The sequence below is a fragment of the Frigoribacterium sp. AC394 genome (assembly GCF_979258095.1).
Genome location: NZ_OZ409834.1, coordinates 2,838,271 through 2,859,741 on the forward strand (window position 1 = coordinate 2,838,271; position 21,471 = coordinate 2,859,741).

Consider the following 21,471-nt stretch of genomic DNA (forward strand, 5'->3'; position numbering starts at 1 on the left):
CCGCCGTGGCGCTCGACCTCCCCGACTTCCCGTGGGACTCCCTCTCCGAGCTCGCGACGACGGCACGGGCGCACCCCGGTTCCCTCGTCGACCTCTCGGTCGGGTCGCCGGTCGACCCGACCCCGGCCGTCGTCCGCGACGCCCTGACGGCTGCCACCGACGCGCACTCCTATCCGCAGGTCGCGGGTACACCCGCCCTGCGTGAGGCGATCGTCGAGTGGTACGCCCGGCGACGCGGCGTGACGGCTCTCGACACCGATGCGGTGCTCCCGACCATCGGGTCGAAAGAGCTGATCGCCGGCATGGCCCTCTGGCTCGGCCTGGGCCCCGGCGACACGATCGTGCATCCGGCGAACGCCTACCCGACCTACGCGCTCGGCGCCGCGCTCGTGGGGGCAGCCGCCGTCGCCTCCGACGATCCCGCGTCGTGGCCCGAGTCGACCCGACTCGTCTGGCTCAACAGCCCGGGCAACCCCGACGGCTCCGTGCTCGACGTCGAGCGGCTCGCCGCCGCGGTGGCCCGTGCCCGCGAACTCGGCGCCGTGATCGCCGGCGACGAGTGCTACGCCGAGCTCGGCTGGGAGGGCGAGTGGGCCACGCGACCCACACCGTGCATCCTCGACTCCCGCGTCGTCGGCGACCGGCTCGACGGGGTCGTCAGCGTCTACTCGCTGAGCAAGCAGTCGAACCTCGCGGGGTACCGGGCGGGCTTCGTGGCCGGCGACCCCGCCGTCATCGCGCAGCTGCTCGCCGTCCGCAAGCACGCGGGTCTCATGCCGCCGGCTCCCGTCCAGGAGGCCATGCGCGTGGCGCTCGGCGACGAGGCGCACGTGGCCGAGCAGAAGGCGCTGTACCGCTCACGACGCGCAGCCCTGGCGCCGGCCCTCGAGGGCGCCGGTTTCCGCATCGACCACAGCGAGGCGGGTCTCTACCTCTGGGTCACCCGAGACGAAGACGCCTGGGAGAGCGCCGTCTGGCTGGCCGAGCGGGGCATCCTCGTGGCGCCCGGCTCGTTCTACGGCGCCGAGGGCGGCCGGCACGTCCGCGTGGCCCTGACGACGACCGACGAGCGCATCGCCGCCGCCGTGGAGCGCCTCGAGCACTGACCGCTAGGCTGGCGGAGTGACTGACACTGCCAACGACGCCCAGAAGGCCACGCTGCAGTTCCCGGGGGAACAGCCGAGTTCCCGATCGTCCCGAGCACCGAAGGTGCCTCGTCGATCGACATCTCGACGTTCACCAAGCAGACCGGTTTCACCACCCTCGACAACGGGTTCGTGAACACCTCGACCGCCCGCAGCAAGATCACCTACATCGATGGTGATCAGGGCATCCTGCGCTACCGGGGCTATCCGATCGAGCAGATCGCCGCGAACTCGACCTATCTCGAGACCGCCTGGCTGCTCATCTACGGCGAGCTGCCCACCCCCGACGAGCTGGCGGGCTTCGACGCCCGCATCCGCCGCCACACTCTGCTGCACGAAGACCTCCGTCGGTTCTTCGACGCTCTGCCGCATTCGGCCCACCCGATGTCCGTGCTCTCGAGCGCGGTCGGCGCCCTCGGCACGTTCTACGAGGGGTCGATGAGCACCTCCGACCCCGAGCAGGTCGAGCTGCAGACGATCCGTCTGCTGGCGAAGCTGCCGGTGATCGCCGCGTACGCGCACAAGAAGAGCCTCGGGCAGGCGTTCCTCTACCCCGACAACTCGCTCAGCTTCGTCGACAACTTCCTCAAGCTGAACTTCGGCACGATGGCCGAGCCGTACGAGGTGAATCCCGTCCTCTCGAAGGCGCTCGAGCGCCTCCTCATCCTGCACGAAGACCACGAGCAGAACGCGTCGACGTCGACCGTGCGTCTCGTCGGCTCGACGCAGGCCAACATGTTCTCGTCGATCTCGGCCGGCATCAGCGCCCTCTACGGCCCCCTGCACGGCGGGGCGAACGAGGCCGTGCTGTCGATGCTGGCCGACATCAAGGCCAGCGGCCAGGGCGTCGAGCGCTTCGTCGAGCGGGTGAAGAACAAAGAAGAGGGCGTCAAGCTCATGGGCTTCGGCCACCGGGTCTACAAGAACTACGACCCGCGCGCGAAGCTCGTGAAAGAGAGCGCGAACGAGGTCCTCGCCGCCCTCGGGGTGAAAGACGACCTGCTCGACATCGCGATGGAGCTGGAGGGCATCGCCCTCGCCGACGACTACTTCGCCGAGCGCAGGCTCTACCCGAACGTCGACTTCTACACCGGGGTCATCTACAAGGCCATGGGGTTCCCGCCCCGCATGTTCACGGTGCTCTTCGCGATCGGGCGCCTGCCGGGCTGGATCGCCCACTGGCGCGAGATGAACGCCGACGCCACGACCAAGATCGGCCGCCCGCAGCAGCTGTACCTGGGCGAGACCCAGCGCGACTGGCCCCAGCGCTAGCCGCGCACCGGCCGCTGCGAACACGACGCCCCGGCGTCGGCGCCGCACCCGCATCTCGGGGTGTCGCGCCGACGCCGGGGCGTCGTGCTGTCAGCCGCAGCCGCAGCCGCAGCCGCAGCCGCTATGCGTGCAGCTGCGAGTTGAGCGTGATGCCGTGGCCCTTGCGCGGCAGCACCTCGACGGCGCCTGTCAGCGAGTTGCGGCGGAACAGCAGACCGGGCCGCCCCGAGAGCTCGACGGCCTTGACGGTCTGGGTCGAGCCGTCCGACGACGTCGTGCCGCCGACGACGACCACCTTGGTGCCGGCGGTGACGTAGAGCCCCGCCTCGACCACGGTGTCGTCGCCGATCGAGATGCCGATGCCGCTGTTCGCGCCGAGCAGCGCCCGCTCGCCGATCGTGACGCGCTGCGCGCCTCCTCCCGACAGGGTGCCCATGATGGAGGCGCCCCCGCCGATGTCGGATCCGTCGCCGACGACGACGCCCTGCGAGATGCGGCCCTCGACCATCGACGTGCCGAGGGTGCCGGCGTTGAAGTTGACGAAGCCCTCGTGCATGACGGTCGTGCCGGGGGCGAGGTACGCGCCGAGACGGACGCGTGAGGCGTCGGCGATGCGGACCCGGTCGGGCGACACATAGTCGAGCATGCGGGGGAACTTGTCGATTCCCGTGGTGGCGATGCCGGCGCGCTGCAGGGCGGGGCGGAGTCGGGCGAAGTCGTCGGGGTGCACCGGGCCGGCGTTCGTCCACGTGACGATCGGCAGGTGCCCGAAGACGCCGTCGAGGTTGACCGTGTTCGGCTTCACCAGCAGGTGGCTGAGCAGGTGCAGGCGCAGGTACGCGTCGGAGGTGGACGCAGGAGGCGCGCTCAGCTCGATCTCGACCGTCACCGGCACGAGATCGACGGCGCGGCGGGCGTCGGGCCCGGCGGCGTCGGCGATCTCGGCCGGGACGAGTGCGGGGTCGCGGTCGGCCGGGAGGCGGCCGAGCGAGGGGGAGGGGAACCAGGTGTCGAGCGTCGTGCCGTCGGCGGAGACGGTCGCCAGCCCGTCACCGTAGGCGTGGGTGGCGGCGGTGTCGTCGGAAGTCATGAGGTCAACCGTATCGGCCCGACTCCGTGCGGTCACGGGGTGCGATGACCGCAGCGGGCGCTCCGTCGGCCCCCGTACACTCGGGGCCATGCCGAAGATCGACCTCAGCGTGTCCGCCGTCGACGTCACCCGCCAGCTCTGCGACATCGAGTCCGTCTCCGGCGACGAGGGTCGCATCGCCGACGCGATCGCCGAGACCCTCGCGGGGCACGATCATCTCGAGGTGCTGCGCGATGGTGACGCGATCGTCGCCCGCACGAGCCTGGGCCGGGCGCAGCGCGTCGTGGTGGCGGGGCACATCGACACCGTGCCCCTGAACGACAACCTCCCGACCCGCTACGAGACCGAAGACGGCGTCGAGTTCCTCTGGGGTCGCGGCACCGTTGACATGAAGGCCGGCTGCGCCGTGCACCTGCGGCTGGCCGTCGAGCTGACCGAGCCGAACGTCGACGTGACCTGGGTCTGGTACGACCACGAGGAGGTCTCCGACTCCCTCAACGGCCTGGGCCGCCTCGTCCGCACCCGCCCCGAGCTGCTCCAGGCCGACTTCGCCATCCTCGGCGAGCCCACTCGCAGCGAGATCGAGGGCGGCTGCAACGGCAACCTCCGGGCGGAGATCCGCACCACGGGTCGCCGGTCGCACAGCGCCCGCTCGTGGATCGGCGACAACGCCATCCACCGCGCGGCCCCCATCCTCGATCTGCTCGCCGCCTACGAGGCCCGGGAGGTCGAGGTCGACGGCCTCGTGTACCGCGAGGGTCTGAACGCCGTCGGCATCGCGGGCGGTGTCGCCGGCAACGTCATCCCCGACGAGTGCGTCGTCACGGTCAACTACCGCTTCGCCCCCAGCCGCTCCGGCGACGAGGCCGTCGCCCATGTGCGCGAGCTCTTCGCCGGCTTCGACGTCGTGGTCGTCGACCTCGCCGAAGGGGCTCGACCGGGGCTCGACGCCCCGTTGGCCGCGCAGTTCCTGGCCGCGGTCGGCGGTGAGGCGAAGCCGAAGTACGGCTGGACGGACGTCGCGCGCTTCTCCGCCCTCGGCGTGCCCGCAGTGAACTACGGCCCCGGCGACCCGCTCCTCGCCCACCACGACGACGAGCGGGTGCCGCTCGACCAGATCGTCGAGAACGAACGCGGACTGCGGGCGTGGCTGACGGCCTGACCATCGGAGACGCGACCCGCGCCTCCTCGGCGGGCGAAGGAGGCGCGGGTCGGCGCCGAGCTCGTCGCGCGCTCGTCGTCCGCTACCGTCTCACCCCCTGGTGGGCGCGGGTGCTCGTCGTCTTCGTCGCCTCCCGCATCGTCAGCACCGCTCTCCTGCTCGGCTTCGCCCGGGTGCAGGGGCCCAACGCGTGGACGCTGCCGAGCCCGGACTACGCGAGCTTCGCCACCATCTGGGACGGCCACTGGTACTACATCATCTCGGCGGTCGGCTACCCGACGACCCTGCCGATCACCTCGACCGGGAACGTCGGCGAGAGCGCATGGGCCTTCATGCCGGTCTACCCGTTCACGGTCCGTGCCCTGACCGAGCTGACCGGGGTGCCGTTCGCACCGCTCGCCGTGTTCGTCTCGGTCCTCTGCGCCGGCGGCACGGCCTTGCTGCTGTACCGGCTGATGCGGCACGTTCTGCCCGAGGGCACGGCGCTCTTCACGGTCGCGCTGTTCTGCTTCTCACCGCTCTCGCCGCTGCTGCAGGTGGCCTACGCCGAGTCGATGTTCCTGCTGCTGCTCTGCGCCTGCCTGCTGCTGCTGGTGCGTCGTCAGTACCTGCCGATGCTGCCCCTCGTGGCCGCGCTGTCGTTCACGCGACCGGGCGCGCTCGCTCTCGCCCTCGCGATCGGACTGCACGCCGTCCACCGCTGGTCCACGCGCGCCCGCGACCCGTTCCCGCGCCGCGAGGTGATCGCGGTGTCGGTGTCGGCGGTGACCACCGCGGTGCTCGGCTTCGGCTGGCTGATCGTGGCGGGCGTCGTCACGGGGCGGCCGGACGCCTACACGGCCACCGAGCTGGCGTGGCGGGCGCCCTACGTGGGGTACGGGCCGCTGGTGCCCTTCTCGGCCTGGTTCGAGGGGGCGGCCTTCTGGTCGCGGATGAGCGGCGGGTTCCCCGTCGGGGCGCTGTTCGTGCTCGCCGTGCTGGGCCTCGCCGTCCTCCTGCTGGGGCCGTGGGGACGCCGCATCGGCGTCGACCTGCGCCTCTGGGGAGTCGCCTACGCGCTCTATCTGCTCGCCGTGTTCTTCCCGCAGTCGAGCACCTGGCGACTGCTGATGCCGCTCTTCCCGCTGCTGGGCATCCTCGCGGTGCCCCGTTCGCGCGTCTGGCGCGTGGGGCTGCTGCTGGTCTTCGTCGCCGGGCAGTTCGCCTGGTTGTACTACAGCTGGTGGGTCGACGGCTACGACTGGACGCCGCCGTGATCGGCCGACGACCGAAGCGCGTTTAGGTGCGGGCGTACAAATCACGGATAATAGGACGAGCATCTTTGCGAAAGGGGACTATCTGATGGCAGCCATGAAGCCGAGGACCGGCGACGGACCTATGGAAGCCGTGAAGGAGGGTCGTCTCATCATCGTGCGTGTTCCGCTCGAGGGTGGGGGACGCCTCGTGGTGTCGGTCAACGACGACGAAGCCAAAGAGCTCCACGACGCCCTCGCGAGCGTCGTCGGCGCTTAGTCGGCCACCTTCCCAGCACCATCGCGAGCAGCCCCGCCGATCACCGATCGGCGGGGCTGCTCCGTCGTTCAGAGCTTGACGAGCTGGAGGAGTCCGTCGCCGGCCGTCGACAGCGAGCTGATCACCGCGGGGGAGGTCGAGACCTCGGTCAGCAGTGTGCGGAACTGCGTCGTCGTGGCGTCCCGTCGGGCGGGGTTCGCGACCGAGCCGTGCCAGAGCGCATGGGCGACCAGCACGAGTCCGCCCGGGCGGGCGAGGCGCAGACCGTGCTCGACGTACTCGATGACGGAGCCCGGGTCGGCGTCGACGAAGACGATGTCGTACGAGTTCTCGTTCATCCGCGGCAGCACCTCGGAGGCCCGGCCGGTGATGAGACGGAACCTGTTCACCGGCACGCCGGCGCCGAGGTACGCGTCGCGGGCGGCCTGCTGGTGGTCGACCTCGCGGTCGATCGACGTGAGGGTCGCCCGGGGTGCGCCGTGCAGCAGCCACAGACCGCTGACGCCGACGCCCGTGCCGATCTCGATGATGTTCTTCGCACCCGACGCGGCCGCGACGACCGCGAGCTGCGCGCCGACGGCGGGGGAGATCGGTTCGACCCCGACCTCGAGCGAGTGCTGACGAGCCTCTGCGAGCGGACCGCTCTCGGTGACGAGCTCTTCGGCGAATTTCCAGCTTGACTCTATTTGCGACACACCCACTCCTCGAAAGGCCAACTCTAGGGGGTGGCCCCCGGCGGCACCGGTTAGTCTGCTTGCGTGTCCCTCTCCGGTCTGACGTTCGACAAGCTGCTCATCGTGGGTGTGCTGGCCGTCTTCCTGCTCGGTCCCGATCGTCTGCCCGTCTACGCGTCGAAGCTCGCTCAGCTCGTCAAGTCGGTCAAGAACATGGCCAACGGCGCCAAAGAGCGCATGCGCAGCGAGATGGGCCCCGAATTCGACGAGGTCGAGTGGCAGAAGCTCGACCCTCGGCAGTACGACCCCCGCCGCATCATCCGCGACGCGCTCCTCGATCCGCCGAGCGGGGGTGTCACGTCCGTGACCCCCGCGGCCATGGCGACGGCCGGGGCGGTCGCCGCGGGCCTGCCCTCCCGCGGCCCGGCGCCCCGCACCGTGCCGCTCGCCGCCGGCGAGGTCGCGCCCTACGACTCCGAGGCCACCTAGACCGCTGGTCTCGGCGCCTGCTCTCAGACGCCTCCGTGCAGGCCGGCGACCCGCGTCGCCTCGGCGCGGAGTGCGTCGACCACGCGACGGACGCTCGGCCTCTCGGCCCGGTCGCGGCGCATCAGCGCCGAGACGTAGCGGACGGCTCGGATGTTCTCGAGAGGCAGCAGGACCATGTCGTCCCGCGCCTCCTTGGCAGTGAACCGGGGCAGCACGGCGATGCCGAGACCCGCGCCGACCAGCGACTCGGTGACCTTCGTGTCGCTGAAGCGCTGCGAGATGCGCACGGTGCTGCCGGTGACGCGCTCGATCTCGGTGTAGACCCACTCGAACGGGAAGCCGCTCGGGACCCCGATCCAGCTCTCGCCCTCGAGATCCGAGGGGGAGAGCGAGGCCCGGCCCGCCAGTCGGTGGTCGGCGGGCAGGGCGATGTCGAGCGGCTCGGTGAGCAGGGGGACGTTGACGAGGCCGCGCCCCCGCCAGGAGCGGCTCTCGGACGCATGGGCGACGACGACGTCGTGGTCGCCCGCCAGGTCGGCGAACTCGCGGATGGACGGGTCGTGGTCCGTGGCCACGACGACGAGACCCGGCGTCTCGGCGACGGTCCGCAGCAGGCCGGGCAGCAGCATCTGGCCTCCCGTGGGGAAGGTCGCGAGGGTGACCTCTCCCTGGGGGGTCGCGATGAAGTCGGCCCAGACCGCCTGAGCCCGCTCGAGCGCGACGGCGACGTCGGTGGCGGTCTGCGCCAGCACGCGACCCGAGCCGGTGAGGACGACGCCGCGCCCGATGCGCTCGGTGAGCGCGACGCCGGCCTCCTTCTCGAGGATCTTCAGCTGCTGCGACACCGCTGACGGGGTGCGGTGCGTGGCCCGTGCCACGGCGGCGATGCTGCCCCGTTCGGCCAGTTCCCGGAGCAGTTCGAGTCTCTTGACGTCCATGTAGACAATCTACGGTGTTTCGGTAGCAACGTGAGATTGTTCTACGTCTTTGCGAGGCGCAGAATAGAGGAGTCCTCGGAGCGACCCCATGCGCTCCGGCCCCTCGGTCGACCTGGTCCCGAGGCTCGGGTGCCCGTCGGATGCACGGCGGCTCCACCCATCACACACGACGTCGAACCGCGTCGTGTCCGCACCATCAGACCGCGCGACGCATCGCGCCGAGAAAGAGAAACACCATGTTGACCGGAATCATCGTCCTCGCCATCGCCGCCGTCGTCGGCATCACCGGGTCGATCGTCTCCGTCGCTCGCGACGGCTTCCACGCGATCCCCACCAAGACCTACACCCGCTGGAGCTAGGTCCGCCGCCGTCGCCACTCGCGACGGCCACCGCCCGAGGGGCGTCTCGCATCGCGAGGCGCCCCTCTCGCATGCCCGGGCGGCACCGGGCGACCCGAGGCCGTCCGGGGCGGCACCGGGTGTCGCCGGGACCGAGGGGGGCTCAGCCGACGCTGAGGCCGAGCTTCCGCCCGGCGAGTCCGCGTTCGCGCACCGCGAGCCGGTCGGCGAGGGCCTCGATGGCCCGTGCCGCGGGGTCGGAGGGGGCGGCGAGCACGACGGGCGTGCCCGCGTCGCCGCCCTCGCGCAGGGCCAGGCTCAGCGGCACGCTCGCGAGGACTGTCACCGGCTCGTCCTGTCCGGTCGACAGCCGGCGGGCCGTCTCGGCTCCGCCGCCCGAGCCGAACAGCTCGAGCACCGAACCGTCGGCCTGGGGGAGTCCGGCCATGTTCTCGACGACGCCGAGGAGGCGCTGGCCGGTCTGGCGCGCGACCACACCGCTGCGCTCGGCCACGTCGGCCGCCGCGGGCTGCGGTGTCGTCACCACGAGCACCTCGGCATGGGGCAGCAGCTGCCCGACCGAGATGGCGACGTCGCCGGTGCCCGGGGGCAGGTCGAGCAGCAGGACGTCGAGATCGCCGAAGTAGACGTCGGTGAGGAACTGCTGGATCGTCCGGTGAAGCATGGGCCCGCGCCACGCCACGGCGGTCGACGCGTCGTCGACGAACATGCCGATCGAGATCACCTTCACCCCGTGGGCGACGGGCGGCAGGATCATGTCGTCGACCTGCGTCGGCTTGACCGATGCTCCGTCGTCGCCGACGAGACCCAGGAGGCCGGGGATGCTGAAGCCGTAGACGTCGGCGTCGACGATGCCGACGGCGAGCCCCCGGGCCGCCAGCGACACCGCGAGGTTCGCGGTGACCGTCGACTTGCCGACCCCGCCCTTGCCGCTGGTCACGGCGTAGACGCGGGTGAGGGTCTCGGGGCCGAACTGCATGCCCCTCGCGGCCCGTCCGGCGCGCAGCTTCTCGGTGAGGGCTCGCCGCTCGTCGCGGGTCATGACGGTCACATCGACGTCGACCGCCGTGACCCCGGTCACGGACGCGGTGGCGGCGCGCACGTCGCGTTCGATGGTGTCGGCGGCGGGGCAGCCGACGATGGTGAGCTTCACGGTCACCCTCGCCGCGCCTCCTCGGTCGACGGAGACGTCGCCGATCATGTCGAGCTCGGTGACGGGCTTGCGGATCTCGGGGTCGAGCACGCGACTCAGAGCGCGTCGGACGCCCTCGACCAGCGGACCGGACGTCATGTCGGCGTCAGCCACGGTGCCCGTCGTGCCTCGCGTCGTGCCGCTGCTCGCGACGAGCCGCGGCCGAGGAGGCGCGGGTCGAGGAGGCGCGGGTCGTGTCGGACTCGTCCGCGTCGCGTCGGTCGAGCTCGTCGAGCATCGAACGGAGCTCGGCGCGGATGAAGTCCTTGCTCGCCATGTCGCGCATGGCGATGCGGAGCGCGACGACCTCGCGGGCCAGGTACTCGGTGTCGGCGAGGTTGCGCTCGGCGCGCTGACGGTCCTGTTCGAACTGCACCCGGTCGCGGTCGTCCTGACGGTTCTGTGCCAGCAGGATGAGCGGCGCCGCGTACGAGGCCTGCAGCGAGAGGATGAGCGTCAGGGCCGTGAAGCCGATGGCGGCGCTGTCGAAGCGCCAGGCCTCGGGGGCGATGGTGTTGAAGATCATCCACGCGACGCAGAACAGCGTCAGCGCGATCAGGAAGTACGGCGTGCCCATCCCGCGCGCGACGGACTCGGTCGCGCGACCGAACCGGTCGCGACCCGGGCCGCGACGACCCGGGAGCACCCGGGTGCGGAGCCCCTTCGGCGCGTCGAGGCGGACCGTGCTGCGGTTATCGCGTGCCACCGGGGGTCCTCCTCGCGGGCGTGTTGACGGGTGCGCGCCGCGGGCGCGGCCGGTTGCGGTTCAGGGGCTGCCCCGGATCCTGGCTGCGCCAGTCGTCGGGGAGCACATGGTCGAGGACGTCGTCGATGGTCACCACCCCGACCAGGCGGTGGGCGGCGTCGACGACCGGCACCGAGACGAGGTTGTAGGTCGCCATGACCCGCGTGACCTCGAGGGCCGTGGCATCGACGCGCACGGGTTCGAGCTGCTGGTCGAGCAGCGTGCCGAGCCGTTCGTTCGGCGGGTAGCGCAGCATCCGCTGGAAGTGCACCATGCCGAGGAACCTGCCGGTGGGTGGCTCGTAGGGCGGCAGCGTGACGCACACCGCGGCGCCGAGGGCCGGCGCGAGCTCGTGCCGACGGATCAGGGCGAGCCCCTCGGCGACGGTGGCGTCGGCGGAGACGATCACCGGCTCGGTGGTCATCAGACCGCCCGCCGTGTCGGCGTCGTAGCTCAGCAGCATCCGGACGTCGTCGGCCTCGTCGGGCTCCATGAGGCCCAGCAGTTGCTCTTTGCGCTCTTCGCTGAGCTGCGCGATGAGGTCGGCCGCGTCGTCGGGCTGCATCTGGTCGAGCACGCCCGCCGCGCGGTGGTCGTCGAGCTGACCGAAGATGTCGATCTGCTCGGTCTCGGGCAGCTCTTCGAGCACGTCGGCGAGGCGGTCGTCGGAGAGCTCGGCCGCGACCTCGTGCCGGCGCTCGGGGGTGAGCTCGAGCAGGGTGTTCGCGAGGTCGGCGGGCACCAGGTCGGAGTACGCGGCGATCAGGTGCTCGGCGCTCTGCGCCTCGCCGTCGGCGTTCTCCTCTCGGACGTCCTGCCAGGAGGCGAAGGTCGTGGGCCCCTTGCCGAACGGCGACGGCGTCGACTTCGGCTTGCGGAGGAACAGCTGGCCGATCTCCCAGTCGCCCTCGGATACCTCGTCCATCGCGACGTCCTCGATGGTGGCCCGGCCGCCGTCGCGACGCAGGGTCACCTTGCGACCGAGCATCTCGGCGATGACCCGGGTCTCGCCGCCGCGCTGCTCGAAGCGGCGCAGGGTGATGAGTCCGTTGGTGATGATCTGACCCGAGCCGATGCTCGTGACCCGGCCGATGCCGACGAAGACGCGGCGTTTGCCGGGCACCTCGACGATCAGTCCGACCACCCGAGGGGGCTCGTCGCGACGGTAGACGACCAGGACGTCGCGGACCTTGCCGACCTTGTCGCCGGCGGGGTCGAAGACGGAGCACCCGGCGAGACGGGCGATGAAGACTCTGTTGGCGCTCACACGACCAATTTAGTCCGTCGAGACAGGCGCCCCGTGTTTAATGGGGCCATGACGAATCAGAGCCCCCTGGGCCGACGCACCCGTCCGGTGCCCACGGTCCCGCGGGGCGACGTCCTCGGCACGTACGCCAGCTACCCCGAGGCGCAGGCCGTCGTCGAGCGCCTGTCGCACGCCGACTTCCCGATCAAGCAGCTCGCCATCATCGGCAACGACCTCACCACGGTCGAGCGGGTCACCGGGCGGCTGACCTACGGCCGGGCGGCCCTGGCCGGCGCGGTGACCGGTCTGTGGCTGGGGGTCTTCTTCGGTCTCGTGATGCTCGTCTTCTCGCCGACGACCGTGACGATCACCACGGTCGTCGCGGCCGCCCTGATCGGCGCGGGCTTCGGCATGCTCTACGGCATCGCGAGCTTCGCCATCAGCCGTCGTCGCCGCGACTTCACGTCGACCCACCAGGTGCTCGCCACGAGCTACCAGATCGTCGTCGACCCCGAGGTGTCGTCGCGCGCCCACGAGGTCCTCGCACGCCCCGACCAGAAGCGCTGATGGACGCACGACGGATGCGGTTCCACCGCGGCTGGCTGACCGCCGGTCTCTCCGTCGTCGTCGCCGCCTTCTCCCACGTGGCCGGCGGGGGCGCCGAGCCGGGCCTCCTCGGGGTCGTCCTCGCGCTCGCGTTCGCACTGCCGGTCTGCGTGGCGCTCGCCGGTCGGCGGGTCTCCACGCCCCGCCTCGCCGCCTCCGTGGTGCTCAGCCAGTTCGCGTTCCACATCCTCTTCTCGCTCGGCTCGACCGCGACCACGGGGCTCGGCGCCTCGGGCGGGCATCACTCGCCCCTGATCCTGACCGTCGGCTCGGCAGCGGGGGCGGCGGCGGCGCCCGAGGCCGCGATGAGCACGTCGTCGATGTGGATCGCGCATGCGCTGGCCGCCCTAGTCACCGTGGCGGCCATGGTCCGCGGCCACCGGGCGATGCGGACGGCGCTGCGGGCGGCGTCGCGTCGCGCCGTCGCCGCCGGGCGGGTCCTCGGATACGGGGTCGTCCCCGTTCCGGAGGCGCGCCTCCTGAACGCCGTCGTCCCGCCTCTCCGACGGGGCCGGCCCCCGCGATTCCTCACCGCGAGCCCGCACCGGGGTCCGCCTCGTCCCGTCTGACTCCGACCGTCGCCGAACCCGGCGACGGGACGGCGCCGCGCCCTCGGCCGACGCCGATCATCAGACACCGGCCGTGCTCCGCGCGGCCGAGAACAAGGGACCACCACTCGTGAAGAAGACCACTCTCGCCCTCCGGGCCGGCGGCGCGCTGGGCGCCGCCGCGCTCCTCTCCCTGGCGGCGCCGCTCGCCGCCTCCGCCCACGTCCACGTCGAGCCGGGCCAGGCCGAGGCCGGTTCGTACTCGACGCTCACCTTCAAGGTGCCCAACGAGTCCGCCGACGCGGGCACCGTCCGGTTCGTCGTCGACCTGCCCACCGACACGCCCTTCACCTCCGTCTCGTACGAGCCCGTCCCCGGGTGGTCGACCGAGGTCGCCACGGGTGATCTGCCCGAGCCGGTCGACATCGACGGGGCGACCGTCACGACGGCTCCGGTGACGGTGACGTGGACGGCCGACGAGGGTGCTCAGATCGCCCCCGGGCAGTTCCAGCAGTTCGTGATCTCCGCCGGAGCCGTGCCCGACACCGGCTCGATCCTGCTTCCGTCGCATCAGGAGTACAGCGACGGCAGCGTCGTCGACTGGGACGAGCCCACGCCCGCCTCCGGTGAGGAGCCCGAGCACCCGGCACCGACCCTGTACGTGAACGACACGCCGCCCGACGAGGGGCACTCCGGTGGCCACTCGGTCGGCGAGGGGGCCGACGCCTCGTCCGACGACGCAGCCGTCAGCGCGTCCGGCGACTCCGACGCGTCGTCGACCGCGGGCGTCGCCTTCGGCATCGGCGGGCTCGCGTTCGGGGCCGTCGCCCTCGTCGTCAGCGTCGTCGCGCTGACGCGTCGCCCCGCGGCGGCCGGCCGGGGTGGGCGCAGCTCGGGCGGGTCGACCTCGTGACCGGCCACTCGCGCAGCGTCCTCGCCACCGGGCGCTCCCGTCTCGCCGGGGGTGCGGCCGGGTTGGCCGGTCTCGTCGGTCTCGTCGGTCTGGCCGTGCTCGTGCCGGCCACGGGAGCCTCGGCGCACGACTACGTGCTCTCGAGCAGCCCGGAGCAGGGGGCCGTGGTCACCACCGAGCTCGAGGAGGCGTCGGTCACCTTCAGCGACGTCGTGCTCGATCTCTCGGGGACGGGCTCGTCGAACGTGCTCGAGGTGACCGACGCCTCCGGACGGCACTTCGAGGACGGCTGCTCGACGACCGCCGGGCCCGTCCTCAGCACCGGCGTCGCACTCGGCTCCGCCGGCGAGTACACGATGACCTACCAGGCGGTCTCGGCCGACGGGCACACGGTGTCGGACTCGCGGTCGTTCAGCTACCAGCCGCCGGCCGGGGTCGAAACCTCCGCGGGCGCCGCCGAGCGGCCCGTCTGCGACCCGTCGACGAGCGACCCGACCGACGACCCGGCCGTCAGCGGACCCGACGGCGACGAACCGGATGCGGCGGCCACGACCGACCCGGCAGCGGGCGCCGACGCGACCGTCGCACCTGAGACGGGCTCCGCCGCCGAGACGACCGACGAGTCGTCCGATGCGGCCGACGACGGGGCCGGGCTCGGCCTGGCGATCGGACTCGGCGTCGGCATCGTCGTCCTCGCCCTGGTCGCGGTCGTCGTCGTCATCGCGACGAGTCGACGTCGATCCGGTTCGGACGAGGGCCCCGACGGCGACGTCGACGGCGACGGCCCGGCGGACGGGCGCGAGACGCCGCGGTCGTAGTCCCGGTCGGACGACCGGCCGGACGTACGACGAGCCGGTCACGCGACGAGGGGCCCGGGCGACCGCTGATGCGGATCGCGCGGGCCCCTCGTCGGACGGGTCAGCCTCGGGCGACCCAGGCCTCGACGTCGGCGACGGTGCGGGGGATGCCCACCGAGAGGTTCTCGGCGCCGTCGGCCGTGACGACGATGTCGTCCTCGATGCGGACGCCGATGCCGCGGAACTCCTCGGGCACGCTCAGGTCGTCGGGCTGGAAGTAGAGCCCGGGTTCGATGGTGAACACCATGCCCGGCTCGAGCACCCCCTCGAGGTAGAGGTCACGGCGCGCGGCCGCGCAGTCGTGCACGTCGATGCCCAGGTGGTGGCTGGTGCCGTGCACCATGTACCGGCGGTGGTACTGGTGGTCGGGTTCGAGCGACTCGGCCGCGCTGACGGGCAGGAACCCCCACTCGGCGGTGCGCTCGGCGATGACCCGCATGGCCTCGGCGTGGATCTCACGGAACCGGATGCCGGGGCGAACGATCGCGAAGGCCGCGTCGGCCGCCTCGAGCACGGCTTCGTAGACCAGGCGCTGCACGTCGGTGAAGCGACCCGACACCGGCAGGGTGCGCGTGATGTCGGCCGTGTAGAGGCTGTCGAGCTCGATGCCGGCGTCGATGAGGATGAGGTCCCCGTCGCGGACGGCCCCGTCGTTGCGGGTCCAGTGCAGGACGCAGGCGTGATCGCCCGATGCCGCGATGGTGTCGTAGCCGACCGTGTTGCCGTCGGCGCGTGCCCGGCGGTTGAAGGTGCCCTCGACCAGACGCTCGCCCCGAGGATGCGCGAGGATCTCGTCGAAGTCGCTCACGACGTCCGTGAACCCGCGACCCGTGACGTCGACGGCTTCGCGCATCTGAGCGATCTCGTAGGCGTCCTTGACCAGTCGCAGCTCGCTGAGGTCGCGTGCGAGGTCGCGGATGTCGTCGGCTGCCGAGGGCTCGGCCTCGGCGGCGGCGGGGGAGTCGGAACGGCGAGCGGCGTCGATCTCGTCGACACGGCCCGTCAGCTCGGGGTCGGCCTCGCGCAGCAGCAGCGTGTCGCCGTCGACGACGCTGAGCACCGCGTCGAACTCGGCCAGGTCGCGGGTCGCGAGTCCGAGGTCGGCGCCGACCTGCGAGAGCGACGGGCGAGGCCCGATCCAGAACTCGCCGATCTCGGGGTTCGCGTAGAACTCGTCGGAGTCGCGCCCCGCGCTGGCCCGGAAGTACAGCGTCGCGTCGTGCCCGCCGTCGACGGGTTCGAGCACGAGCACCGACCCCGGCACGGTGTCGGAACCCCACCCGGTCAGGTGCGAGAAGCCCGAGTGCGCACGGAACGGGTAGTCGCAGTCGTTGGAGCGGACCTTGGCGCGCCCGGCGGGAACGACGAGCCGCTTGCCGGGGTGCTTCGCCGACAGGGCCTCGCGGCGAGCGGCCGCGAACGGCGCCTGCTCACGCGGCTCGGGGAGGTCGCTCGGCCTCTCGGCCCAGTTCGACGAGATGTAGTCCTTGAAGGTGTCGGAGCCGGGGGTCGTGGAGCGGTTCGTGGTCGCGCGGGGTGCCTTCTGTTCAGCCATGGCACCCATTCTCTCGCGATCCGGATCGGCCTGCGCGACGTCTCGCCGGGTGCTCAGGCCCCGGTGCGGCTGAGCTGCGCGACGACCGGGCGGTGGTCGCTGCCGGCCTCATCGAGGTCGGTCACCACCCGGAACCCGGTGGCGAGCCAGTGTCGGGTGGCCATCACGTGGTCGATCGGGGTGCCGAGCAGCGGGCTGAGATCGGTCGGCCAGGTGCCGACGCCGCCGTTCGCCGTGCCCACCGCAGCGTCGCGGCACGTGCCGAGCGCGCCTCCTTCACGGCCCAGCCCGCTCAGGTGGTCGACGGTCGCGTTGAAGTCGCCGGCCATGATCACGTTGCCCGAGGCGCACGCGTCGGCGAGCACGTCGAGCCCATCGCGCCACGTGTCCATCGTGTCGCGGAGCGGGGCGACGGGGTGGGCCGCGACGATGACGGGTGACGCCTCGTCGACCGGGGTCGCGACGATGCTGGGCATGCCGGGCGTCGTGGTGATCGACGTGCCGTCGTCGGCCGTGGCGACGGTGTACTCGCCCAGGGCGGTCGACACGAGCAGAGACGTCGGCTTCGCGGTCGCCACGTGGTCGTAGCTGGAGGTGAAGCCGGCCATCGGGAGACCCGCCGCGTTCATGGCGTCGGCGACGGCCTTCGCGGTCTCGGCGTCGGTCTCGGGCAGAGCGACCACGTCGGCGCCGACGTCGACGGCCAGAGCGGCGATCGCCTCGGCGCCGGGCGCACCGCCGAGGGTGTTCCACGACAGGACGGTCACGTCGGATTCGAGCGCGTCGGTGAAGTCGTCGCGCCCGATGCCGCGCGAGGCGAGCACACCGGTCGAGACGGCGCCGGCGACGAGCGCGAGCACGGCGATGGAGGCGGTCACCGAGCGGATGCGACGGGCGAAGAGCCCGACCACGAGCAGGACGACGGCCGCGACGAGGGCGACGCCCGCCGCCACGATGCGGAACGAGACGACCTGCGTCGCCGGCCAGCTCCTCTGCAGGTCGAGGGCCTGGGGCCAGATGGCGAGCAGCAGCGCTGCAGCGGCGGCGAGCACGAGGACGAGGGCGACGAGACGACGGATCATGGCCCGACCGAGCATAGGCGACGACGCCTACGATGAGGGGATGCCGTCACGACCGATCGACCTGCACACGCACAGCAGCGTCTCCGACGGGACGGAGACCCCCGCAGAGCTCGTGCGGGCTGCATCGGCGGCGGGGCTCGGCACCATCGCCCTCACCGACCACGACTCGACGGCCGGCTGGGCCGAGGCGACGCGGGCGGTCGCCGGCACGGGCGTCACGCTCGTCCCGGGCATGGAGCTCAGCACGCGCTTCGGGCTGAACAGCGTGCACATGCTGGGCTACCTCTTCGACCCGACCGACCCGGCCCTCGTCGCCGAGACCGCTCGACTGCGCGACAGCCGCCTGCACCGGGCCGAGCGGATCGTCGAGAGGATCTCGGCCGACTACGACATCAGCTGGCAGGACGTCCTCGACCAGTCGACGAACGGCGCGACGCTCGGCCGTCCGCACATCGCCGACGCCCTCGTCGCCCGGGGCTTCGCCCCCGATCGCAGCGCCGCGTTCGCCGGCATCCTGCACTGGCGCTCCGGCTACTACGAGCCGCACGAGGCCCCCAGCCCGCTCGTCGGGGTGCGGTTGATCCGCGACGCGGGCGGCGTCCCCGTGATCGCTCACCCGGCGACGCACGGTCGCGAGCCCAACGTCTCGGAGAAGGGCTTCGCGGCGCTCGTCGACGCCGGCCTGATGGGCGTCGAGATCGACCACCGCGAGAACACCCCCGCCGGCGCCGCTCGTCTCCGCGAGCTGGCCGCGCAGCACGACCTGATCGTCACCGGCTCGAGCGACTACCACGGCGAGGGCAAGCCGAACCGGTTGGGCGAGAACAGCACCGACCCTCGGCAGTTCGAACGGATCGTCGCGGCGGCCACGGGCTGGGCGCCGATCGCCGGCTGAGGAGGCGCGGGTCGGGTCTCGTGACGTGCCGAACCCGACCGGGCTGCGGGAGTCGAGCGTGCCGAACCCGTCCGGGATCCGGGCGGCCGGCGGGCCGAACCCGACCGGGGCGGGGGAGTGCGGCGGGCCGAACCCGACCGATCGGCCGCGACACGCCGTTCACCGGGTCGCTGAAAGCGCCCCGAGCGGCCTTCTGGTCGCGAATTGCACAGCGGTGGGGTGAGGGGTGTCACGTGAGACGACCCCCTGGCCTTGGTGGGCGAGGGGGTCGTCTCGGGTGCGGCTTCGGCCGCGGGGGCTCAGCCCTGGGCGGGTGCGTCGCCGCTGGGACGACGGCGGCGGCTGCGACGGCGGGGTTCGCCGCCCTCGCCGGAGTTCTCGGCCGAGGCGGATCCGACCGACGCGCTCGTGGGCGGCGTGGTGGCCCCGCGACCCGAGCCCTGACGCCCCGACGAGCGGCCGGCGTCATCGTCACGACCGCGCGAACGGCCTCGCGACCCGGGGTTGCGTTCGCGGGGGGCGGAGGCCCCGCCCTCGACGGCGGCCTTGGGTGCGCTGCGCAGGCGGCCCTTGGTGCCGGCGGGGATGTCGAGGTCGGTGAACAGGTGGGGGCTCGACGAGTAGGTCTCGACGGGCTCGGGCTGCCCCATGTCGAGTGCGCGGTTGATGAGCGCCCACTTGTGCAGGTCGTCCCAGTCGACGAACGTGACGGCGATGCCCGTCTTGCCGGCGCGGCCGGTGCGACCGGCGCGGTGCAGGTAGGTGTCGTGGTCGTCGGGCACGGTGTGGTTGATCACATGCGTGACGTCGTTGACGTCGATGCCGCGGGCGGCGACGTCGGTCGCGATGAGGATGTCCTTCTTGCCCGCCTTGAAGGCCGCCATGGCACGCTCGCGCTGCTCCTGGTTCAGGTCGCCATGCACGGCGGCGGCGTTGAAGCCGCGGTCGTTGAGCTCTTCGACGAGCTTGGCGGCGGCGCGCTTGGTGCGGGTGAAGACGACGGTCTTGCCGCGGCCCTCGGACTGCAGGATGCGCGCGATGACCTCGTCCTTGTCGAGCGAGTGCGCGCGGTAGACGACGTGCTTGATGTTCGCCTGCGTCAGGCCCTCGTCGGGATCCGTAGCGCGGATGTGGATCGGGCGGTTCATGAACCGGCGGGCCAGCGCCACGATCGGACCGGGCATGGTGGCCGAGAACAGCATCGTGTGCCGCGTCTCGGGGACCTGCTGGAAGATCTTCTCGATGTCGCTCAGGAACCCGAGGTCGAGCATCTTGTCGGCCTCGTCGAGGACGACCTCCTGGACGCCTTTGAGATCGAGGAGGCGCTGGCCGGCCAGATCGAGGAGGCGCCCGGGGGTGCCGACCACGATCTGCGCGCCGGCCTTCAGCTGCTCGACCTGACCCTCGTAGGCCTTGCCGCCGTAGATGCTGACGACCTTCGTCGAGCGGTTCGAGGTGGCGACCTCGAGGTCTTCGGCGACCTGGACGCACAGCTCGCGGGTGGGGACGACGACGAGCACCTTGACGCCGGGGGTGGGGTCGAGTCCGATGCGCTGGGCGATCGGGAGGCCGAAGCCGAGGGTCTTGCCGGTGCCGGTCTTGGCCTGGCCGATGATGTCCTGGCCGGCGAGTGCGAGCGGGATCGTCTGGGTCTGGATGGGGAACGGTTCGACGATCCCCTTCGCGGCCAGTGCGTCGACCATGTCCTGGTCGATCGAGAGGTCTGTGAAAGTCACTGTTGTTGCCCTGTCTCATATAGGCGGATGCAGCGAGTTTAGCCCGTCGCTCCGAGCGGGCCTCCGGACCCCGTAAGCTGTCGGCGTGGTGTCATGGATGGGCCGAGGGTCGAAGCGCGTGGTTCCCACGCTGCAGTGGCCCCGACCCTCTGCGAAGCATCTCCCCGTCAACCGGGTCGAGCTCGGCGCCTTCACCCCCGATCTCGAGGTCTACCTCGGGCAGGCCGCCTACCTGCAGCTCGCGCTCTCCGAGGCCCTCGGCCGTGCCGCCGGCTCGGCACCGTCGGTCGGCGCCCAGGCCGTCACCGCCCGCGTCGCCGGGGCGACGCTCGACCGGCACCGCGGTCTCGTCGCCGAGATCGAGCGCATCGGCAGCGACCCCGCCGGCTCGATGGAGCCCCACGTCGCGGCCATCGACGAGTTCCGCCGTCGCACGACCGGGTCGACGTGGTTCGAGACCATGCTGGCGCACTACGTCTGCGCAGGCCTCCTCGACGACGTGTTCGTCCGTCTCGCGGCGGGTCTCTCGAACGATCAGCGGGATCGCATCGTCGCCGTGCTCGAGGCCGGCGACGACGCGGAGACCGTGGCGGACGTCCTGTCGGCGTCGATCGAGACCGACCCGCGGCTGGCTTCCCGCCTGGCGCTCTGGGGTCGTCGCCTGGTCGGCGACACCCTGCTCGTGGCTCGGGCCGCGATCTCGGCGTCGCACGAATCAGCGGACGACGAGCGTCTCGAACCCGTCTTCACGGAGCTCATCGCGGCTCACACGCGCCGGATGGACGCCCTGGGCCTGACGGCCTGATCGGCTGACAGCAGGACCCGCTGACAGCCCGGGCCCCCAGTCCCGTCGCCCGGATCAGCCGAGGAGGCGCGCCACGAGTGCGTCGTCGTGCACCCGCCGGGAGCGGGTGGTGACCCGGCAGACGACCGCCGAGATCACGGCGGGGGCCACGAGCGACACGACCCAGATCCATCCGCCGTCGGCCGGCCAGCCGAGCCAGGTCAGGCCCTCCCAGACGACGGCCGCGACGGCGGCGCCCACGGCCGGAGCCAGTGCGACGCCGCGCGTGTCGCGCCCGGGGAGGACGAAGTGCGCGAGGAGGCCGACGATGACCCCGCCGAGCACGACGAAGAGGAGCTCCATCGTCAGCCGACGAAGCCGACCCGGCGGCTCTCCTCCGAGCCGACCTCGACGTAGGCGAGCGACGCCGTCGGGACGAGGTAGGTCTTGCCCTTCGCGTCGGCGAGCGTGACGTACGACTTGCCGCCGTCGAGAGCGTCGGCGACGACCTTCTCGACCTCGGCCGCGCTCTGCGACGTCTCGAAGCTGATCTCACGGGGGCTGTTGGTGATGCCGATTCTGATGTCCACGACGTCACGATATCCGACGGCGTCGACCGTCGGCGGCGCGTTCACTGTCGGCGCAAGCGCTCGACCCGAGTGTCGGTGGCA

The 21,471-nt window shown here is 71.8% G+C and carries 24 protein-coding genes; 13 read left to right on the forward strand and 11 right to left on the reverse strand.

Annotation, left to right across the window (positions count from 1 at the left end; translation table 11 throughout):
* The first annotated feature begins 5 nt into the window (after window positions 1-5).
* Both dapC and ACZZY9_RS13245 read left to right on the forward strand, forming a co-directional pair.
* The gene (dapC, locus tag ACZZY9_RS13240; protein WP_463464426.1) at window positions 6-1,106 is read left to right on the forward strand and encodes a succinyldiaminopimelate transaminase; all 1,101 of its coding nucleotides are present in this window, start codon (window positions 6-8) and stop codon (window positions 1,104-1,106) included.
* A gap of 84 nt (window positions 1,107-1,190) precedes the next feature.
* Window positions 1,191-2,417 (forward strand): citrate synthase, encoded by a 1,227-nt coding sequence (locus ACZZY9_RS13245; protein WP_463464683.1) that lies wholly within the window; start codon window positions 1,191-1,193, stop codon window positions 2,415-2,417.
* Window positions 2,418-2,538: 121 nt separating this feature from the next.
* On the opposite strand, the gene dapD is transcribed toward ACZZY9_RS13245, so the two are convergent.
* On the reverse strand, window positions 2,539-3,507 hold the full coding sequence (gene dapD, locus ACZZY9_RS13250) for a 2,3,4,5-tetrahydropyridine-2,6-dicarboxylate N-succinyltransferase (RefSeq protein ID WP_243214647.1): 969 nt from the start codon (window positions 3,505-3,507) through the stop codon (window positions 2,539-2,541).
* 88 nt (window positions 3,508-3,595) lie between these two features.
* Between dapD and dapE the strand changes: the two genes are divergently transcribed.
* From dapE to ACZZY9_RS13265, 3 genes are all read left to right on the forward strand, one after another.
* Window positions 3,596-4,669, forward strand: coding sequence for a succinyl-diaminopimelate desuccinylase (dapE, locus tag ACZZY9_RS13255; RefSeq protein ID WP_463464427.1), 1,074 nt, complete (start codon window positions 3,596-3,598; stop codon window positions 4,667-4,669).
* Window positions 4,654-5,925: a hypothetical protein gene (locus ACZZY9_RS13260; RefSeq protein WP_463464428.1), complete on the forward strand. Its 1,272-nt coding sequence runs from the start codon at window positions 4,654-4,656 to the stop codon at window positions 5,923-5,925. The genes dapE and ACZZY9_RS13260 overlap by 16 nt, the downstream gene beginning before the upstream one ends.
* A gap of 85 nt (window positions 5,926-6,010) precedes the next feature.
* Window positions 6,011-6,181: a DUF3117 domain-containing protein gene (locus ACZZY9_RS13265; protein ID WP_192059753.1), complete on the forward strand. Its 171-nt coding sequence runs from the start codon at window positions 6,011-6,013 to the stop codon at window positions 6,179-6,181.
* Between the two features lie 68 nt (window positions 6,182-6,249).
* Here ACZZY9_RS13265 and ACZZY9_RS13270 read toward each other — a convergent pair whose 3' ends face one another.
* Entirely contained in the window at window positions 6,250-6,876 is a 627-nt protein-coding gene (locus ACZZY9_RS13270; protein ID WP_192059755.1) for an O-methyltransferase, read from the reverse strand.
* 63 nt (window positions 6,877-6,939) lie between these two features.
* Here ACZZY9_RS13270 and ACZZY9_RS13275 point away from each other — a divergent pair, with 63 nt between their 5' ends.
* Window positions 6,940-7,344 (forward strand): Sec-independent protein translocase family protein, encoded by a 405-nt coding sequence (locus tag ACZZY9_RS13275; RefSeq protein WP_463464429.1) that lies wholly within the window; start codon window positions 6,940-6,942, stop codon window positions 7,342-7,344.
* 23 nt (window positions 7,345-7,367) lie between these two features.
* Here ACZZY9_RS13275 and ACZZY9_RS13280 read toward each other — a convergent pair whose 3' ends face one another.
* On the reverse strand, window positions 7,368-8,282 hold the full coding sequence (locus ACZZY9_RS13280) for a LysR family transcriptional regulator (protein ID WP_463464430.1): 915 nt from the start codon (window positions 8,280-8,282) through the stop codon (window positions 7,368-7,370).
* Window positions 8,283-8,518: 236 nt separating this feature from the next.
* Between ACZZY9_RS13280 and ACZZY9_RS13285 the strand changes: the two genes are divergently transcribed.
* A complete protein-coding gene (locus ACZZY9_RS13285; RefSeq protein ID WP_255354969.1) occupies window positions 8,519-8,641 on the forward strand; it encodes a hypothetical protein in 123 nt (40 codons plus the stop codon).
* Window positions 8,642-8,783: 142 nt separating this feature from the next.
* Here the strand turns inward: ACZZY9_RS13285 and ACZZY9_RS13290 are convergent, their stop codons facing one another.
* From ACZZY9_RS13290 to ACZZY9_RS13300, 3 genes are read right to left on the reverse strand one after another with little or no spacing between them, the layout of a single operon-like run.
* Window positions 8,784-9,932 (reverse strand): Mrp/NBP35 family ATP-binding protein, encoded by a 1,149-nt coding sequence (locus ACZZY9_RS13290; RefSeq protein ID WP_463464684.1) that lies wholly within the window; start codon window positions 9,930-9,932, stop codon window positions 8,784-8,786.
* A 7-nt stretch (window positions 9,933-9,939) separates the two neighbouring features.
* Complete coding sequence (locus ACZZY9_RS13295) at window positions 9,940-10,539, reverse strand: DUF1003 domain-containing protein (RefSeq protein WP_463464431.1); 600 nt, start codon at window positions 10,537-10,539, stop codon at window positions 9,940-9,942.
* The gene (locus ACZZY9_RS13300; RefSeq protein WP_192059766.1) at window positions 10,526-11,845 is read right to left on the reverse strand and encodes a magnesium transporter MgtE N-terminal domain-containing protein; all 1,320 of its coding nucleotides are present in this window, start codon (window positions 11,843-11,845) and stop codon (window positions 10,526-10,528) included. The genes ACZZY9_RS13295 and ACZZY9_RS13300 overlap by 14 nt, the downstream gene beginning before the upstream one ends.
* A 48-nt stretch (window positions 11,846-11,893) precedes the next feature.
* Between ACZZY9_RS13300 and ACZZY9_RS13305 the strand changes: the two genes are divergently transcribed.
* The 4 genes from ACZZY9_RS13305 to ACZZY9_RS13320 all read left to right on the forward strand — a co-directional run bounded on the left by ACZZY9_RS13305 (window position 11,894) and on the right by ACZZY9_RS13320 (window position 14,709).
* Window positions 11,894-12,391: a YflT domain-containing protein gene (locus tag ACZZY9_RS13305; RefSeq protein ID WP_192059768.1), complete on the forward strand. Its 498-nt coding sequence runs from the start codon at window positions 11,894-11,896 to the stop codon at window positions 12,389-12,391.
* Window positions 12,391-12,999, forward strand: a complete 609-nt coding sequence (locus ACZZY9_RS13310) for a hypothetical protein (protein WP_463464432.1) — start codon at window positions 12,391-12,393, stop codon at window positions 12,997-12,999. The genes ACZZY9_RS13305 and ACZZY9_RS13310 overlap by 1 nt, the downstream gene beginning before the upstream one ends.
* Window positions 13,000-13,108: 109 nt before the next feature.
* Entirely contained in the window at window positions 13,109-13,891 is a 783-nt protein-coding gene (locus tag ACZZY9_RS13315; protein WP_463464433.1) for a YcnI family copper-binding membrane protein, read from the forward strand.
* Window positions 13,888-14,709, forward strand: a complete 822-nt coding sequence (locus ACZZY9_RS13320) for a copper resistance CopC family protein (protein WP_463464434.1) — start codon at window positions 13,888-13,890, stop codon at window positions 14,707-14,709. Before ACZZY9_RS13315 ends, ACZZY9_RS13320 begins: the two co-directional genes overlap by 4 nt.
* Window positions 14,710-14,809: 100 nt before the next feature.
* On the opposite strand, the gene ACZZY9_RS13325 is transcribed toward ACZZY9_RS13320, so the two are convergent.
* Together ACZZY9_RS13325 and ACZZY9_RS13330 are read right to left on the reverse strand one after the other, a co-directional pair.
* The gene (locus tag ACZZY9_RS13325) at window positions 14,810-16,303 is read right to left on the reverse strand and encodes an aminopeptidase P family protein (protein ID WP_463464435.1); all 1,494 of its coding nucleotides are present in this window, start codon (window positions 16,301-16,303) and stop codon (window positions 14,810-14,812) included.
* 53 nt (window positions 16,304-16,356) lie between these two features.
* Entirely contained in the window at window positions 16,357-17,385 is a 1,029-nt protein-coding gene (locus ACZZY9_RS13330) for an endonuclease/exonuclease/phosphatase family protein (protein WP_463464436.1), read from the reverse strand.
* Window positions 17,386-17,425: 40 nt separating this feature from the next.
* Here ACZZY9_RS13330 and ACZZY9_RS13335 point away from each other — a divergent pair, with 40 nt between their 5' ends.
* A complete protein-coding gene (locus ACZZY9_RS13335; RefSeq protein WP_463464437.1) occupies window positions 17,426-18,280 on the forward strand; it encodes a PHP domain-containing protein in 855 nt (284 codons plus the stop codon).
* A 299-nt stretch (window positions 18,281-18,579) separates the two neighbouring features.
* Here ACZZY9_RS13335 and ACZZY9_RS13340 read toward each other — a convergent pair whose 3' ends face one another.
* Entirely contained in the window at window positions 18,580-20,016 is a 1,437-nt protein-coding gene (locus ACZZY9_RS13340; protein WP_463464438.1) for a DEAD/DEAH box helicase, read from the reverse strand.
* 118 nt (window positions 20,017-20,134) lie between these two features.
* On the opposite strand from ACZZY9_RS13340, the gene ACZZY9_RS13345 reads away from it, so the two are divergent.
* Window positions 20,135-20,821 (forward strand): ferritin-like fold-containing protein, encoded by a 687-nt coding sequence (locus tag ACZZY9_RS13345; protein ID WP_463464439.1) that lies wholly within the window; start codon window positions 20,135-20,137, stop codon window positions 20,819-20,821.
* Between the two features lie 54 nt (window positions 20,822-20,875).
* Here the strand turns inward: ACZZY9_RS13345 and ACZZY9_RS13350 are convergent, their stop codons facing one another.
* Window positions 20,876-21,163 carry a hypothetical protein gene (locus tag ACZZY9_RS13350; protein WP_463464440.1) on the reverse strand — a complete coding sequence of 96 codons (288 nt, stop codon included), beginning with the start codon at window positions 21,161-21,163 and terminating at the stop codon, window positions 20,876-20,878.
* A 2-nt stretch (window positions 21,164-21,165) separates the two neighbouring features.
* Complete coding sequence (locus tag ACZZY9_RS13355) at window positions 21,166-21,390, reverse strand: DUF3107 domain-containing protein (RefSeq protein ID WP_192059787.1); 225 nt, start codon at window positions 21,388-21,390, stop codon at window positions 21,166-21,168.
* Window positions 21,391-21,471: the final 81 nt, after the last annotated feature.